General features: G+C 46.3%; 15 protein-coding genes. 1 reads left to right on the top strand and 14 read right to left on the bottom strand.

What is annotated here, in order from left to right:
* Positions 1–88 precede the first annotated feature (88 nt).
* From R7Q38_RS03690 to R7Q38_RS03665, 6 genes are all read right to left on the bottom strand, one after another.
* Positions 89–820 carry a DUF3726 domain-containing protein gene (locus tag R7Q38_RS03690; protein WP_318114075.1) on the bottom strand — a complete coding sequence of 244 codons (732 nt, stop codon included), beginning with the start codon at positions 818–820 and terminating at the stop codon, positions 89–91.
* The gene (locus R7Q38_RS03685) at positions 817–2,553 is read right to left on the bottom strand and encodes a hypothetical protein (protein ID WP_318114073.1); all 1,737 of its coding nucleotides are present in this window, start codon (positions 2,551–2,553) and stop codon (positions 817–819) included. The genes R7Q38_RS03690 and R7Q38_RS03685 overlap by 4 nt, the downstream gene beginning before the upstream one ends.
* A 101-nt stretch (positions 2,554–2,654) precedes the next feature.
* Entirely contained in the window at positions 2,655–4,256 is a 1,602-nt protein-coding gene (locus R7Q38_RS03680) for a BCCT family transporter (protein WP_017634251.1), read from the bottom strand.
* 109 nt (positions 4,257–4,365) lie between these two features.
* Positions 4,366–5,355, bottom strand: coding sequence for a membrane dipeptidase (locus tag R7Q38_RS03675; protein WP_005388594.1), 990 nt, complete (start codon positions 5,353–5,355; stop codon positions 4,366–4,368).
* A gap of 69 nt (positions 5,356–5,424) precedes the next feature.
* The gene (locus R7Q38_RS03670) at positions 5,425–6,885 is read right to left on the bottom strand and encodes an aldehyde dehydrogenase family protein (protein ID WP_085568960.1); all 1,461 of its coding nucleotides are present in this window, start codon (positions 6,883–6,885) and stop codon (positions 5,425–5,427) included.
* 73 nt (positions 6,886–6,958) lie between these two features.
* Positions 6,959–7,357: a RidA family protein gene (locus R7Q38_RS03665; RefSeq protein WP_005375789.1), complete on the bottom strand. Its 399-nt coding sequence runs from the start codon at positions 7,355–7,357 to the stop codon at positions 6,959–6,961.
* A 155-nt stretch (positions 7,358–7,512) separates the two neighbouring features.
* Here R7Q38_RS03665 and R7Q38_RS03660 point away from each other — a divergent pair, with 155 nt between their 5' ends.
* Entirely contained in the window at positions 7,513–8,403 is an 891-nt protein-coding gene (locus tag R7Q38_RS03660; RefSeq protein WP_005375788.1) for a LysR family transcriptional regulator, read from the top strand.
* 80 nt (positions 8,404–8,483) lie between these two features.
* Here the strand turns inward: R7Q38_RS03660 and R7Q38_RS03655 are convergent, their stop codons facing one another.
* From R7Q38_RS03655 to mmsB, 8 genes are all read right to left on the bottom strand, one after another.
* The gene (locus R7Q38_RS03655; protein WP_054576783.1) at positions 8,484–9,590 is read right to left on the bottom strand and encodes an NADH:flavin oxidoreductase; all 1,107 of its coding nucleotides are present in this window, start codon (positions 9,588–9,590) and stop codon (positions 8,484–8,486) included.
* A gap of 671 nt (positions 9,591–10,261) precedes the next feature.
* Entirely contained in the window at positions 10,262–11,176 is a 915-nt protein-coding gene (gene cyoE, locus R7Q38_RS03650; RefSeq protein WP_017634257.1) for a heme o synthase, read from the bottom strand.
* Positions 11,137–11,448 carry a cytochrome o ubiquinol oxidase subunit IV gene (gene cyoD / locus R7Q38_RS03645; protein ID WP_005375783.1) on the bottom strand — a complete coding sequence of 104 codons (312 nt, stop codon included), beginning with the start codon at positions 11,446–11,448 and terminating at the stop codon, positions 11,137–11,139. The genes cyoE and cyoD overlap by 40 nt, the downstream gene beginning before the upstream one ends.
* Positions 11,448–12,050 (bottom strand): cytochrome o ubiquinol oxidase subunit III, encoded by a 603-nt coding sequence (gene cyoC, locus R7Q38_RS03640; protein ID WP_213970802.1) that lies wholly within the window; start codon positions 12,048–12,050, stop codon positions 11,448–11,450. The genes cyoD and cyoC overlap by 1 nt, the downstream gene beginning before the upstream one ends.
* The gene (cyoB, locus tag R7Q38_RS03635; RefSeq protein WP_005375781.1) at positions 12,040–14,076 is read right to left on the bottom strand and encodes a cytochrome o ubiquinol oxidase subunit I; all 2,037 of its coding nucleotides are present in this window, start codon (positions 14,074–14,076) and stop codon (positions 12,040–12,042) included. The genes cyoC and cyoB overlap by 11 nt, the downstream gene beginning before the upstream one ends.
* A gap of 5 nt (positions 14,077–14,081) precedes the next feature.
* Positions 14,082–14,963 (bottom strand): ubiquinol oxidase subunit II, encoded by an 882-nt coding sequence (gene cyoA, locus R7Q38_RS03630; RefSeq protein ID WP_005388604.1) that lies wholly within the window; start codon positions 14,961–14,963, stop codon positions 14,082–14,084.
* A 798-nt stretch (positions 14,964–15,761) separates the two neighbouring features.
* Entirely contained in the window at positions 15,762–16,520 is a 759-nt protein-coding gene (locus tag R7Q38_RS03625) for an SDR family oxidoreductase (protein WP_239938545.1), read from the bottom strand.
* Between the two features lie 110 nt (positions 16,521–16,630).
* Complete coding sequence (gene mmsB / locus R7Q38_RS03620; protein WP_053307783.1) at positions 16,631–17,536, bottom strand: 3-hydroxyisobutyrate dehydrogenase; 906 nt, start codon at positions 17,534–17,536, stop codon at positions 16,631–16,633.
* Positions 17,537–17,545 lie beyond the last annotated feature (9 nt).

The raw sequence follows: 17,545 nt of genomic DNA, 5'->3' as shown, positions 1-17,545 counted from the left end.
CTTCAGAAGTGACCAAACATTGCGCACAAAAAAGGCCGCTAAACAGCAGCCTTCATCACTTCTACTTGGAATCATCGCCTTTCATCGCTTAAACCACACCACCAGCACCGAGCATAGAACGCTCACTGTTCTCCACCAGCAACGCGGTTGCTGTTTGTTTCAGTGTTTCCCATTCTTGGTCTTCGACAAAGATACCATTTTGCCAAGAAGCTTGTTGCGTGCGGCTTAACTCATCACCTTCAATGTGGGTGGTATACCCTTGTGCACTTTTCTCGATATCGAAATCGTTCACGGAGAGCTCGATAACCATACTATGCAAATCCGTATCATGCCCATCAAACCGATCCGAGAAAAAGACTTCTGGTGCGATTCGTCCACGGTTTAACACATAAAGCGTTCGCTTGGGACTTGAGCCATTGATCCACTGTGCTCGACACGCAATGCCTTTTGCAGAGAGTTTCAACAACTCACTAAAACCTAGCCAACGGTTATGGCACTGCGTCAACGTGATAGTAATCGACTTACGGTTAATCATTTTCTCAAGTGCGAAATCCAACACAGCGGGTAAATGACACGCTACACTCCCGTTGTGCAGTTCTACCTCTATGTTTGACGGCGTACTGTTGGTCACCGATACGGCGCAGTCTGAATCTAACCCAAGAAACAGACTGGCGTTATTAAAATGACGAACTCCATGTAAGCCAACCATTTGCAAGTCCGCCACCATGTTCGCAATGACATCCGCCTCACCACAGTGACGGCGCATGCCAAGAAATGCCTTATTAACCGCGGCCACCAATTCGTTGTGAGAGACGATCATAATGCAAATCCTCCACTGATTTTTTGATTATCACTTTGCGCAATTTCGTCACGTGGCGGCATGCTAGGGAAAATCCATGTGTCTGCCAGTTTAGGGTCGTGAATTTCATCTAACAACGGCGCACCTTGGAAGAAAGTTACTCGAACCCAACGATCCGAGCGCGGATCAAACTTAGTCGCGCCAAAGATCGCCAATTTACAGCGCAGTAAGTGCATTGGTAACGCATCTTTACGCAGCACATTCATTTGAATATCCCCCATCGCACGGTTGCCTAGCGTCCATACGCGACGTGTGATCGAACGATAAGCCGGTTTTTGCAATAGAAACTCTGCTACGGACATTTCTACATCACAGTCAAGCAAGGCCTGGTACAAGCGATTCACTTGTCTGCCGATATCAAGCGGCAGTTCTTTTTCTTCTCCAGCCTCTTCCCCGCGAACACCAAGCCTTGGCTCTTCTTTATCTTGTGAGCGATACCAGAACCAGTAGTTGTTCTCGGCTAGTGAGTAATCCGCATCAATCGCCCAGCGGTACTTGCTTTGCAACACTTCCAGTAAATCTTGGATCTTTTTCCCGCCCGGAATAGATAACATTTCATCCGTATTCATTTGGCTAGCAAATTCATCCACTAAAGATGGGTAGAGTTCGATCAAGCAAGAGGTGAGGATTTCTTGGGCTTCCACACTCATTGTTTTCTTATGCTCGACCAAACTCGCCCAGTTCGGATGTGATGCCATTAACGTTGTTAGCTCTGATAGCAGTTGTTTGATGTCTGATATCGCTTGGTGATTGAGCCTATCTTGATGTTCATTGATGGTGATGACTTGCTCTAAATGACGCTGTGCTTTTTGTAGTAATCCTTGCAAAGGAGCATGGAATGAAGCTTCACATGGCATCGCAAAGACTCGCGCTACCGCACGTTCGCGAGCGGTCATCCATTGGTCAACGATGCACGGGTGATTAATCAAGTATGGAGCCATGCCTAAGCCAGTCGCATTGCCGACACCAAGGTAGCGCTGCAAGCCACGATGCAAAGCCACCGCGTTGTCGCCACCTTGTTGAAGTGCCAGATAGTGCACCCAATCTAGGCTGAATTCACGCAACATATATACGGCACACATTTGCGCACTAAAAGACTGGCTGAAATCTGAGTTGTTCTCTAACAGTTTGAAATCGGCGATACCAAACTTTCCGTTACCATAAACTGCTGTGGTACGCAGGATATAACCCACTTCCGCTAACTCTTTCGGCTCAGGCTGCTCGCCTTGAGAAAGTGCGCTAACAATGTGCTCAAACACGCGCACACTTTTATTTGCGCGAGCAAGAACAAGTACGTTGTTTGGATTACGTCCCGCTTCTTGCAGCGGTACATTTTCTCGCAATCTTTCCAACAAAGTAACATCAACATCGCCTTGAACCAGTGCAAATGTGACGTCCCACTTTTCAGCAATTACGCGATCATTACGCTCGTCGTCGGCAATTTCATCACAGAATACCACCAAATGATAAACGTGCTCTGGCGTGGTCAATTTGTAAATCACATGACCATAACCACGAGGACAAAGCTGCCACTCATGCTTGGTTACTTGCCAGTTTTGGCTTGCCATATTACGAATCAGACTGCGTACAAAGCTGATTCGGTTTTGGTGCATTGCGCCAAGCCTTTCGGCTGCCATGACAATCGCTGCATCGCGCATAGTTGCTTCCGTATAAGTAGAACGATGTGCATCCATTTTGCTCACCACCTATTTGTTATTGTAAGAATACTAGGGTTTGTGCGGATGCAGGAGGAAAACACCCGCACAAGCTCCACGTTGTTTGAATTAGATAATTGTTATAGCCCTTGCTCTTTCGCCATTTTGATTGCGATTTGCGGCGCATTCCAAAGTGACGGTAACAGAATCAACGAAACCGGAACCGCGGTAATCACAATGAAAGATTGCAGTGCAGAGATGCCACCAGAGCCAAGAGAAATCAGGATTAGTGCCGTCACACCCATCATTACGCCCCAGAAGGTACGGATGATCGCATTCGGCTCCGTTTCACCACTGATCACGACACTGATTGTGTAGGTCATTGAGTCGCCCGTCGTGACGATGAAGATCGTGGTTAAAATCAGAAATAGAATTGAAGTCAGCATTGGCATTGGTAGTTGCTGAGTCACCGCAAGCAAAGCACCTGGCAGGTTAAAGCCTTCGAACGCCGCACTCACGCTACCCGGTTCAGCAATTTCAAACGCAAGGCCTGAGCCGCCCACAATCGTGAACCAAAAACAGGTGGTTAACGGAGCCACAATACTGATGGTGGAAATGATTTGGCGGATAGTTCGACCACGGGAAATACGCGCAATAAAAATTGCCATCATCGGACCATAACCAAGGAACCAGCCCCAGAAAAATACTGTCCACCAGCTTAGCCAACCTTCATCACCACGGTAGGTCGCCATTGGGATAAAGTTATCCAGCATGCTCCCTACACCTTGAATGTATCCGTTAAAGATAAAATTCGTAGGGCCAAAAAACAGGATGTAAACCATCAATGCCATTGCCAGAATCACGTTGTAACGACTAAGCAGTTGCATGCCTCGGCTTAATCCACTGAGTGCTGACAGGGTGTAAAGAGCAATCGCAAACAAGATGATGATAAGTTGAGTGGTAAAGCCATCAGGAATATCAAACAGCGCATTTAACGCGTAGCTAACCTGCAAGCCTAGAAACCCAATGGGCCCGATGGTGCCCGCGGCTACCGCGATAATGCAGCATGCGTCAATCAATGCACCGAGTTGGCCTTTAAGTGCTCGTTCGCCCAAGACTGGGTAAAGCAAAATACGGGGTTTTAGTGGTAAACCTTTGTCGTAATGTAGGTGCATCACCACGATGGAAGTTAAGCTACCTACAATCGCCCAAGCTAGAAAGCCCCAGTGCATAAAGGATTGCGACAACGCATTCACCGCACCTTGCTGCGGGTTATCTTGCGCGCCGTACAAAGGAGGTGGGCTAACATAATGCGCGATAGGCTCAGCCGCGGCCCAGAAAACGCCACCACCAGCCAATAAGGTACAGAAAATAATCGCCATCCAGCGGAAAGAATCCATTTCTGGTTTTGCAATCCCGCCCAACATCACCTTGCCTGTTCGCCCTGCAGCCAAGCCAAGACCAATAAGAAAAGTGAGAAGCAGCAGTAACTGCCAGTATGGACCAAATACCTGAACTGCCCAGCCAAAGCCAGCGTTAACGATCGTAGATAACAGCTCGCCGTCATAAAGTGCAATAGCAACGAACAACGCGATGAAACCACCGCTATACCAAAAGGCCGGGTTATTCAGTCCTAATTTGTCCGTCGTGTTTTCTGTTGTTGATGTGTTGTGTTTTGCTTTCGACTTGCCCGATGACACGCTCATCGTGGAAGCTTTCATGCTATTGGTTAAATCAGACATACTCTGGCTCCAGAGGTTCTTTGCAGCAGCCAAAGACTGGCTACAAATGTGAGTTTTACGCCTGCCGTATTGTTATTATGTGGGCAGGCGGTTCCTACTTTGGGGAATGCTATGAAATAGGCTCTAATCCTTCTTTAAGGAAGTTGAACCAGTTTTCACCCAATATTTTTCCAGCCTCAGATTCACTGAATCCGTGACCCATTAATCCGTTGTAGATGTTCTCCATCCCTGCGCTGCCGCAGAACCATGGCAGCGCATCTGGCCATCCCGAGTTACTTGCTGAACCTTCGCCGTAATCCATCGCTTTTGACCAACGCCCGTTGCGCATCCATTCCAATACTTGTTGCGGTTGGTTTAAGCACAGATCACTACCGATGCCTAAATGGTCGACGCCAAACATGTCTGCGGTTTTCGCTACCATCTGGCAGAAATCATCCAGCGTGCACTGGCTGCCATTTGGCAAATGGAACGGATATAAACTGAATCCAATCAAACCACCGCGCTCCGTCAGTGCTTTGATCACGGTGTTGGACTTGTTGCGCAGTGCGTCATGCGCAAACGTCGGGTTAGCATGGCTGATACAAATTGGACGCGAAGAAAGATCGATGGCTTCCAACGTCGAACGCTCTGCACTGTGGGACATATCAATGATCATTCCGACTCGGTTCATCTCTTCAATCGCTTGCTTACCAAAGCGAGTTACGCCGGAATCGTTTTGTTCGTAACAACCTGTCGCCAGTAAGCTTTGGTTGTTGTAGGTCAGTTGCATGATCAGCAGACCTTGGCGGCGCATCACTTCAATCAGACCAATTTCATCATCGATAGGTGAGCAATTTTGCGCGCCGAAGAAGATGCCGACTTTGCCTTCTGCTTTGGCTTTTTCTACATCTGCCATTGAATAAATAGGCATGATGAGGTCCGCATTTTGCTCGAAGCGCAAGTTCCACTCAGCAAAACGCGTTAAGGTTTCGCGCGCAGTTTCGTGGTAGACGATGGTGGCATGAACGGCGGTAATGCCACTCGCCTTAAGCGTTTGGAAATACTCTCGATCCCAATTGCAGTACTGCAATCCGTCAATCACAATCCGTTGTTGGTACATAACCACTCCTTAAACAATTTCTTAGCCTTTTCGTGCGGGCAGCTGACACCATCAGCTACCCTGCTGTTCTTAGTAAGGGCGCTGATAAGCGGTTTTCACCACGGTGTAGAACTCTTTGGCGTACTGACCTTGCTCACGAGGGCCAAAGCTAGATTCTTTACGGCCACCAAATGGAACGTGATAATCTGTACCCGCAGTTGGCAAGTTAACCATGACGCAGCCCGTTTGGACTTGCTGTTTGAAGATCGCGCTATTACGCAAGCTTTGCGTGATAATGCCGCCTGTCAGGCCAAAGCGCGTATCGTTCGCGACTGCAATTGCCTCATCCAGATCAGAAACGCGAATCACGCTTGCCATTGGTGCAAAGACTTCTTCTTGGTTCACTTCCCAGCTGTTTTGTGTGTTCAAGAACAGGGTTGGTGACATGTAGTAACCGTCATGCTCTAGGCTCAGACGCTCACCACCGAAAGCCAACTCCGCGCCTGCTTGGCGTGCGTTTTCGATCCACTCAAAGTTCGCATTCAGCTGGTTACCATCAACCACAGGGCCCATGAACACGCCCTCTTCCAGTGCGTGACCCACTTTAAGTTCGCTCATGCGTTTGATTAGCGCTTCAACATACGCGTCGTGAATTCCGTCCATAACCACAAGACGAGAAGACGCGGTACATTTTTGACCTGCACCCGAGAATGAGCCTGCGATTGTCGCTTCGACAGCAATTTGAATGTCTGCATCATCTGCCACTACGAGCGCGTTTTTGCTGCCCATCTCTAGCTGACAACGTACAAAGTTTGGTGCCGTAGCCGCTGCAACTTTACGGCCTGTGTCCACAGAACCAGTGAAGCTCACGCCGTTCACATCCTTCGAATTGATAAGGGTATTACCTACTTGCGAACCGCTACCCAAAACGAGGTTAAACGTGCCAGCAGGTAAACCTTGGCGATGGATAATCTCTGTCAGCGCGACGGCACTTGCTGGGGTTAGGTTGGCAGGCTTCCAGACGACGCTGTTGCCAAACGCAAGTGCTGGCGCGATTTTCCAAGCAGCTGTTGCTGTTGGAAAGTTCCAAGGAGAGATAATGGCGATAACGCCGACGGCTTCACGAGTAACTTCAACGGAGACACCTGGACGGACGGAAGCAGCGTTATCGCCAATTTGACGCAGAACCTCAGCAGCAAAGTATTGGAAGAATTGGCCAGCACGGTAAATCTCACCTCGACCTTCAGCAAATGGCTTACCTTCTTCACGCGAAAGCAAGGTTCCCAATTCGTCACATCGTGCAATGAGCTCATCACCAATCGCTTGCAGCACTGCTTGTTTGCGCTCGATTGGTGTTTTTTCCCACTCTGGCTGCGCTGATTTAGCCGCTTGAATCGCTTGCTCTACTTGCGACACACTCGCTTGTGAGAAATCGCCAATGTTTTCGCTGATATCAGAAGGGTTAATATTGGCGATGGTGTCCATGCCCGATTGCCACTCACCCGCTATATAGAGGGATTTTTCTGCTTGAACATTGTTAATAAAAGTCATGGTTCTTTCCTTGTTCTTCCGATTTGTGATGGCAAGCCACCCACTCACTGATCTCTAATTGTTCTTATTGGATTTATTCTGGTTGGCTTGCCGACGCGTAGACAACAAACTCCACCAACATCTCTTCTCGCGCTAACCCTGCAACCACCATGGCGGCGCGATTTGGGTACGGCGCTTCAAAATATTCCGCGTACACTTGGTTAACGGTTTTTAAGTATTCTCTGTCGGTCACGTAAATCAGGACCTGTAATACCGAGTCCAAAGACTCCCCTGCACACTCCAGGGTGTGAATGAGATTGTTAAAGGTTTGGCGTGTTTGTGCTTCGATACCGCCTTCCACAACCGCGCCTGTGTCATCAATAGGAATTTGAGCCGTATACAGGGTTCCGTTGTTGACTATCGCCCATTCAAGCGGCGCTTTAGAAGCAAATAGACTGGTTTTAACTGGGTGTTTTTTAGTAGGAGTATTCACGTGCCTTTCAACCTTTGTAACAGCTTTGTTTCAATATGGTTAAATGATGCACATTGACAGGCGATAAATCTAACGGTAAATTTTTGACATTTGATAAATTAAACTTATCACTCTATTTAAAATAACGTAAATAAAGGGATTAAGAGGCATTAGGGATGAGTATTAAGCTTCAACAATTAATGCATTTTGTGATGGTAGTCGAGGAAGGAGGCTTTCGAGCCGCTTCACATCGTGCAAATCGTTCTCAGGCGGCACTGTCAACATCGATAAAAGAGCTTGAAAAAATTCTAGGGCAAACGCTGTTTGAACCCGGAAACAAAACCAAATTGACCCCGTTTGGTGAAATTTGTCTTCCCAAAGTGGTTCAGTTTCTCAATATCTACAGTGCACTAGACAACGATCTCAAAGCAGCCGCTGCCGGACAGCAAGGGAGAGTGCGAATTGCGAGCGTTCCTTCTGTTGCAGCGAAGCTCATTCCTAGCGTGTTGGGCGCCTTTTGCGAACAGTATCCAAATGTAGAAGTAAGCTTGATAGACGATAATGCCGCTGGCGTCGAGGCTCGCCTACTCTCCGGTGAGGTCGACTTAGCGCTCGGTAACCCCTCTCACCTCGATGAGGGGGGCATTGACTTTACGCCGCTGTTAGCCGATCCAATAGGTGTGGTGTGTTTAAAGGACAACCCTATTGCGAGTCATCCAGAAGGAATCGAGTGGCAAACTTTGTTGGAACAACCCTTTATCCGTAACGGCACTTGTACACTTCTCGATCCAACCCCAGCAAGAGCTCTGAGTCAGCAAGCGCTCTATTCGGTCGAAAATATTACTTCACTGTTTTCTGTCTTAGAACTTGGGATTGGTGTCACGACCCTACCGAAGCTTGCTTTCCCAACCAATGAAACACGCTTGGTTTGGATTCCGCTTATCGATCCACCACTTGAAAGGCAAATTGGTATATTTACGTTAACCGATCGCACGATCTCGCCTCAAGCTAAAGCATTTCACGATCTTTGTGTGCATTATTTAAACTATCAAAAAGAAGATAAATAATGGTTCGATTAACATGCGGATAATTAAAAGCCTCCATATTCAGAGTGGAGGCTAATTTGTATTTGTGTATTCGCTTCGTTCTATTTTTTGCGACGATTTCGGTTCTTATACACCACGCAAAAGTTACCACGCTTGGTACGACACTTTGAGCAACGTTCACAATCTACTGGTGCGCGATTGCCTTCTTTCCAACGTTTGATCAACTGTGGCTCAGCCAATAAAGGGCGTGACACAGCAAAAAATTGGATACCTGTGTTTTCTGCAATTTTCTCAATCGCATCAATGTCGCTCAGCCCGCCGACAGTAATCACCGGTATGCTAACGTCCTGACTGATCACGTGACCATATTCGTGAAAGTAACCTTCTTCTTGTAGTGTGTAACCATCGAACGTTTGACCAACAAGTTCGTTTGCTTTGCCGTGAACATTGCCAGATACGATGATCGCATCAACGCCTATTTCTTCAAGTTTCTTGCAGACGACGCGAGTTTCATTGAACGTTAAACCGCCGTCAAAGAACTCTGTTGCCGTCAGTTTAACGAGGATGGGAAATTCGCTTCCAACCAGCTTTCTGGTTTCAGAATAAATTTCTAAAAGAAAGCGCATGCGATTTTCTAAGTCACCACCATATTCGTCTTCGCGACGATTATAGTACGGGCTTAAAAACTGGTTAATTAAATAAGTGTGCGCCGCATGAATCTCTACGCCGTCAAAACCAGCGTCTTGAGCACGTTTACTCGCCAATGCGAATGCCTTTACGATGTAGTCTATTTCGTCCTTTGTCATCGCTTTGCCTTGCGTATTTGTACCACGCTCAGGCACGTCACTCGGAGCGAAGATGACACGCTCACCGACGTTATGGGTGGTTTTGGTGCCACCGTAAGCAATTTGCATCACGATTTTAGAATCTTGTTGATGTACTAGCTCTGTTAGCTTTTTGTATTCTTCAATAAAAGAGTCGTTGTAGATCCCCATCATACCTGCGTTGGGTTTCTCTTCTTCAACGATATTGGCATAACCCGTGACAATAAGCCCAACCTCCCCTTTCGCAAGCGTTTCGTAAATATCGTAAAGCTTTGCCGTCATGTGACCATCTTCGGTCGCCATGTTCTCCCACGTTGCGCTTCTCACAAAACGGTTCTTTAGGGTCATGTTGCCAATGCGGGCTTCGGAAAACAAAATGCTCAAAACCAGTCCTCTTAAAGTTGTCTTTATGTTTTATCTTTTCGCAAGTAAACAAGAACGAAAAAGGAACAGCGATACACGATGTATGGCTGTTCCTTCTCTGAATCCTTGAGACCTGCAAACTACAGGCGCACCTTAATGCCTCGGAGACGACAAAACTTTAATCTGGGTTAAGGTTTAGTGAGTTTTTAGATTATGTAAAAGGATGATTCTTAATCGTGTTCATTTCACTGGAGTTAAGATGCTTCCTCTCCCACTTTCAGTAGTAAAACTTGTGTATTTCGCTAGCTGGTGATTCAACTCAAACATTCACATTGTTAGTTTGTATGCTGCCATGGGAACTAGCACTCCCCCCAATGTTTACATTACAAACTATCGATATTGAATTCTCATATGGTAAGTAGAGTTATTGCGCTGTTTATACTTTTTGGCTTAATCGTCGCTATCTCTTGGCATTATTACGCGTCAGCGGAAACGCGCGATCCACTATGTTTTACACACTGGTTGTTTTTGCTTTTAGATATGAATACGTGATAGTGAAGCTAGAGGAGGAACAGGAAAAACAGTGAAAATAAAGGACAATAGAAAGTTAAATGACCTTACTTCCAGGTAAGGCCATTCATGCATTCAGCAGCAAAAGATATTGGCGTTTAGCAAACGCTTAGGTTTGGTTGTTACAGAGCTAGAGGAATCAACTCGACACCAAGCACACCACTGATCCCCATCACCACTAGCAGTGAGACTTTAAACACCGACTTTGACCAAGCGATGTAGTTGTTGTCATCAATGCTGCGAAAGGTCACTTTCGTCCACATAAAGCAAACAACCGCTGCAACCGCTAAGTATTCATACCCGGCTTCACCTAGTAAAAATAACCCCAACGATACTGCTCCAAACGCTACGACATACGCTTTCATGTGTCGATGCGCTTTATGAATACCTTCTTTAACTGGCAATACGGGAATCCCGGCTTCTCGGTAGTCTTGCATGCGGAACATGGCAATGGCATAAGAGTGCGGCATTTGCCAGAGACAGAACATGGTAAAGAGTAAAATCGCTTCCAAGCTAATGAAGTTTGTTACCGCCAAGTAACCCACCAATGGCGGAACTGCGCCTGAGATACTTCCCACTAAGGTTCCATACACCGAGTTACGTTTGTACCACATCGTGTAAAAGAACACGTAATACACGTAGCCAAGCAACACGACGACAGCGGATAGTGGGTTCACTCGGATAAATAACAGTGCGGTTCCTACCAGCAATAAAGCAAGTGCATAAACAAACGCAATATCGATATTGATGTTGCCTTTCACTGTTTCACGATTTCGTGTACGTGCCATCTTTTGGTCGATATCACGATCGAAAATATTATTCACCACACAACCTGAAGCGATGACTAACCCAACACCAACTAACGTCGTAACGAACAACATTAGACTGGCTGGTTCTGTTTTTGCGGCGAGGAAGAACCCCGCCGCAACAGAAATCAGGTTGCCGAAAATAATGCCCGGTTTAGTGATAGACAAATAACTTTTCAGCATACCTTGACCTACAACTTCATGTTGACGTTCATGTTGTAGATGATCCATACCGAGCCAGCGATAAGGATAAGTACAACAATGGCGGTAAACATCAGTGATACAAGGTTCCAACGTCCGTCGGATGTTTTTGTTTCCATGTGCAAGAAGTATTTAAAGTGAACAAATATCTGCACTAATGCACATCCAAATAGAATCGCATAGGTCGTTGTATCTGGTAATGATTTCGTCCAAACAAAGTAGAACGGAATTACCGTCAGAATCAGTGAGGCAATAAAGCCTTTCACGTAATCTGACGAACTGGTTTCTACATGTTGATCCATTACATTACCCCCAGTAAGTAAACGATGGTAAAGACACAAATCCAAACGATATCTAGAAAGTGCCAGAATAGGCTTAAGCAGTTAAAGCGCATTGCCATATTGTCGTTCAGACCTTTCGTCGACAGTTGATGATACGCTACCGCTAACCAAATCAGACCAAAGGTTACGTGCAGGCCGTGCGTACCAACCAACGTAAAGAATGCCGATAGGAATGCACTGGTTTGTGGCCCATAGCCTTCTTCAATCAGGTGATGGAACTCATAGACCTCCATACAGATAAAGCCAAGACCAAGCGCGAACGTGACTAACATCCAGCGTTTGAGACCAGCAACGTTGTTGCGCTTCATCGCGATAATGCCAAAACCAAATGTGATACTGCTAAACAGCAGCAGCATGGTTTCGACAAACACGAATGGGAGTTCGAAAATGTCTTTACCTGTTGGGCCCGCAATTGAATTGCTCGACAGCACAGCGTAAGTCGCGAACAAGGTCGCAAACAATACACAGTCACTCATCAGGTAAACCCAGAAGCCAAATAGCTTGTTGCCATTCGTGTCATGGTGGTGATCATGGTAGTGATGTGCTGCGATATTAGTTTGCATACGTCACCTCCAGATCATCTTTACTTTCGCTGTCTTTCACTGAGTTTTTCTTCGCTTCTTCAAGCTGAGCTCGACGTTCGGCCTCAATTGCTTTGATCTCTTCAACTTCCACGTAGTAATCCACATCATCGTTATAGCTATGCTGAATACACGTCACGATAATACCGACCAAACTTGCCGCCGCTAGCCACCAGATGTACCAAATCATTCCGAAGCCAAATAGGAGCGACCAAGCCGACACGTAGATGCCTGTTGCCGTGTTTTTTGGCATATGAATACGTTCGTATTCCACTTCTTTAGTTGGATCGAACTCGCCACTTTGTTTCTGGTACCAGAAGGCATCCAGCACATCACCTTTTGGTAGGTGCGCAAAGTTGTAGAACGGCGGTGGAGACGATGTTGCCCACTCAAGAGTACGACCACCCCACGGGTCACCAGTTAGATCACGGTTTTGCTCGCGGTCACGGATACTCACGTAAATTTGGATGAACTGAGACAATACGCCCAGCGCAATCACAACCGTACCTGCTGCGGCAATCGACAACAGTGGGAAGTATTCTGGGTTGATGTCTTGGCTTAAACGACGAGTCATCCCCATGAAGCCCAGCGCGTAAAGCGGTAAGAACGCCATTAAGAAACCAATAATCCAAAGATAGAACGCGCGTTTGCCCCAAGTTTCATTCATGGTGAAACCGGTCGCTTTCGGGAACCAGTAAGTGATCGCAGCGAAACATCCAAACACCACACCACCGATGATAACGTTGTGGAAGTGAGCGATAAGGAATACTGAGTTATGCAGAACGAAATCTGCGCCCGGAACAGCCATTAGTACGCCCGTCATACCACCAACAGTAAAGGTGATCAGGAAACCCACCGTCCACATCATTGGCGTCGTAAAGCGGATGCGGCCTTTGTACATCGTGAATAGCCAGTTGAAGATCTTCACCCCTGTTGGGATAGAAATGATCATCGTGGCAATACCGAAGAAGGCATTTACGTTCGCGCCAGACCCCATCGTAAAGAAGTGGTGTAGCCAAACGACAAAGGCAAGAATCGTGATAACTACGGTAGCCCAAACTAGCGATGTGTAACCGAACAACTTTTTACGTGAGAAGGTTGCGGTGACTTCTGAGAACACACCAAAAATTGGCAAGATCAAGATGTACACTTCTGGGTGACCCCAAGCCCAAATCAGGTTGACGTACATCATTACGTTGCCGCCAAGATCATTGGTAAAGAAGTGCATGCCTAGGTATCTATCCAGCGTAAGCAGAGCGATAGTCACCGTTAGGATTGGGAATGAAATGATGATCAAAATGTTTGCACACAGAGACGCCCAAGTGAAAACTGGCATCTTCATCATTGGCATAGACGGTGTACGCATACGTAAAATGGTCGCGAAGAAGTTCACGCCTGTTAACGTCGTACCAACACCTGATATCTGCAGCGCCCAAATCCAATAGTCGACCCCGACTCCTGGGCTAGCCTCAATACCTGAAAGCGGCGGATACGCTAGCCAACCTGTACGACCAAATTCACCTAAGCCGAGAGACATGTTTGTTAGGATGACACCAACAACAAACAGCCAGAAGCTCAAGTTATTCAGATACGGGAAAGCTACGTCACGCGCACCAATCTGCAATGGCACGATGATGTTCATCAGACCAATGACCAATGGCATCGCTACGAAGAAGATCATGATCACGCCATGGGCAGTAAAAATTTGATCGTAGTGATGCGGTGGTAAGTAACCTGCTTCACCCGCAGAAGAAAGGAGTTGCTGACTACGCATCATGACTGCGTCAGCAAAACCACGAACAAGCATCACCATCGCTACTGCGATGTACATGAAGCCAAGTTTTTTATGGTCTACTGAAGTAAACCATTCATTCCACAAATATTGCCACTTTCCGGCTTTGGTCACCGCGTAAACTACGGCTAAACCAACCAGCGCCACAACCGCTAGGGTGATGACAATAATAGGTTCGTGGAATGGAACTGAATCAAGAGTTAATCTTCCAAACATTACGATTATCCTTGGTTTTCAGGCAAACAGTTCATTGAACCAGGATGCTGAGTCACAACGTCGGTGAACAAGAACGGAGGAACGCTAGAGAACAAAGTGACTGGCTCTGCGATACTTGGCGCTGCCAGTGAGCTGTATTGCTCCCAATCTTCAATACGATCAGGGCTCGCCTTCACTTTCTGCACCCAATTTAGGAACGCAGCACGATCAGACATTGCTGAAGCTGTGAACTTCATTTGCGAAAAGCCTTCGCCGCTGTAGTTCGATGCAAAACCCTTGTAGTCACCTTCGTGGTTCGCTATCAGGTTGAGCTTGGTTACCATTCCTGGCATCGCGTAGATCTGTGTACCTAAGCGAGGGATGAAAAACGCGTTCATGATGTTGTCCGAAGTCAGTTTGAACTGCACTGGCACGTCTTTCGGGAACGCCACATAGTTTACCGTCGCAATGTTTTCTTCTGGATAGATGAACAACCATTTCCAATCGAGTGACACCACTTCGATGGTCATTGGTTTAACATCACTTTCCAATGGTTTGGAGGGCTCTAGTTCATGAGTCGAACGCCATGTGATCGTCGCAAGAATCGCAATGATGATGATTGGAATTGTCCATACCACCACTTCGATTTTGGTCGAGTGTGACCACTCGGGTGCGTACTCTTCTTCAGTGTTAGAGGCGCGGTATCGGTAAGCGAAGTAAATCGTCATTAAAATCACAGGGATTACAACGATCAACATCAGCAAAAGAGCAGTAATAATTAACTCTTTTTCTTGCACACCAATGGCACCTTTGGGGTCAAGTAAAGCTGAATTACATCCTGAGAGCATAAGTATGACGGACGCCAAACTTCCCCTCGACAAGATGCGTTTATATCTTGAGGCTTCCATTAACTTTCTCGATGGTTGTCTGGTTTCAAAGCAGATGCCAATCAAAGTAAATAAGAGCTCACAAATAGCGCAGAGGTAATGTATGAGAACAAGAAAAAACTTCGATAAGTAGTTATTCTACTTACAATTTTTCAACTTCGTCATCAAGCATTTAACCAGCTAGAATGAACCGTTATTTGCTACGATACGATTGGTATCAAGCCAAGAACCAGTTGTTATAGTCATTAGAATGTTTATGTGTTGAGCATGAGTAACGTCGGGCTCAGAGCGAAACAAAACGGAATTGAGTGGAGATCAAAACCACACTCTTAGTGTGAGTTTATTGTTACACTTTGAAACACTATGTTACATTTGGCGCATTATGAGGAGTAAAAAGTTAAAGCTCATTAGCCACAACTGGAAACTAACCTTCCATTAATGGAAGTTACACACTTTAAATCGAATATTAACCTCAACACGAATTTCTCGTGCTTCAACAATTAATTATTTAAAAACAAATAGTTGAAACTTAAAATTGATGAGACTGACTATCAACTTCATTTACACAGATAGCCTTAATGAGAAGCGGAAGCTAAAAAATCAAAAGTGTGATCAACATCAAATTAATGATTTCACTTAATATTTGAGTGGTATTTACATCTCTTTATTGGATTGTGAGAAATCATTCTCAAGGTAAATCCAAACATAAGTTGTAAATACATTTGGGTTGCGCAGAATTAGCACTCCACAACATAGAAAATGTTGAAATGGAAAGAGACTTATTATTCAGGTCTATCAGAGCCTTATTTCAGTGGTCACTTACATACGAATGCCGCCATCCACTTCTAAAACCCTGCCAGTAAAGTAATCACTCTCAATAATGTATTTTACTGCATGCGCGATTTCGCTTGTTTCGCCCATCCTGCCAACTGGGATCATCTTTTCTAGTCGCTCTATGGCTTCGGGGTTCATTTGCTCTGCCATCGCGGTATGAACTACACCTGGTGCAACCGCCGCCGCGCGAATACCGTATCTTGCGAGCTCACGAGCCCATGTTGTCGCCATGGTCGCGACCGCCGCTTTAGATGCAGAATAATTGGTTTGTCCGATATTCCCTGCTCTCGCAACACTAGAAATATTGATGATAACGCCTCGGGAGCCACTCTCAATCATCTTGACGGCAGCTTCACGCCCACACAAAAATGTTCCTGTCACGTTAACGTTCATGACCAAATTGAATTGATCCAAAGACATCTTACTGATCACGCCATCTTTTGCTTTTACAAGTAACCCATCTCTTAACACGCCAGCGTTATTGACTAACCCATTGAGTTGACCAAAATCTTGGATAATCGCTTCAAACGTGGTTTCAACATCGATTTCGTTGGTGACATCCACTTGATATGTCAACGCTTTCGCACTCAGCATTCGACACTGCTCTTGTGTTTCCATTAAGCCACTGGCGTTTACATCCAACAACGCTAAATCAGCGCCAGCTTGAGCAAGGGTAATGGCCATCATTTGCCCAAGCCCCTGCCCTGCTCCTGTAATGGCAATAACACTACTTTTTATGTCCATATTGGTGCACTCCATAGCTCGTAATGTTCTCTATCTCAACCAGTCTAAGTTGGCCGAAATGATGCGCGTTTTAGGTCACCATCTCGGGCTGGTTTGTCACAAAACTCGGTCTAGCCTTTCTTACTCTTGTATAACTCAAATAAGCTTGAGAAATCGAGCTCGCCGTGGCCGCTCGCGTTGTGGAAAGAATATAAGTTGCGCGCTAACGACCCCATCGGAACCGAAGAATGTGTTTGTAACGCCGCATCTAACCCCAAGCCGAGATCTTTTAGCATGAGTTTGCTCATAAAGCCCGGCTGGTAATCGTGACTGGCTGGCGCACTGTCCATCACGCCTGGGCAAGGATTGTAAAGCTCCAATGCCCAATTTCGGCCAGAGCTTTGCAGCATGATGTTTGATAGCACTTTTGGATCGAGTCCATGATCGATACCTAGGTTTAATGCCTCGCACGTACCAGACATTAAAATGCCGAGCATAAGGTTGTTACAGATTTTAGCCATTTGACCATCGCCTGCTTTGCCAGCATGGAAAACATTTTTTCCCATATACTGCAAAATCGCATTGGCTTTAGAAAACGCTTGATCCGAACCACCAACAATAAAGGTTAATGTCGCCGCTTTAGCGCCAGCAACGCCCCCCGAAACGGGCGCGTCGACAAACAACACGCGTTTATTTGCCGCTTCATTGGCGACTAATCGCGCAGAGTCCGGATCAATGGTTGAACAATCAATCATCAAGGTACTTGGCGAGACAAGATTGAGGACACCTACGCCGCCGTGTAAGTCGCCAAGATACACGGAACGAACGTGAGATCCTGCTGGTAGCATCGTGATGACCGTGCTTGCACCATCCACGACTTCCTCGATAGAGCTCGCCACCACCGCACCAAAAGGTGCAAGTTGCTTTGCCGCTTCGCTATCGACATCAAATACTTGCACGTTAAATCCAGACGCTAATAAGTTTTGCGCCATCGGATGCCCCATTCTTCCTAAACCGATAAATGCGATGGTACTCATGATCATTCT

The organism is Vibrio sp. Vb0598 (assembly GCF_033338935.1).
GTDB classification, from domain to species: Bacteria; Pseudomonadota; Gammaproteobacteria; order Enterobacterales; family Vibrionaceae; genus Vibrio; species Vibrio alginolyticus.
Note: the sequence above shows the minus strand (reverse complement) of the source record. Positions and strands in the feature narration are given on the sequence as shown.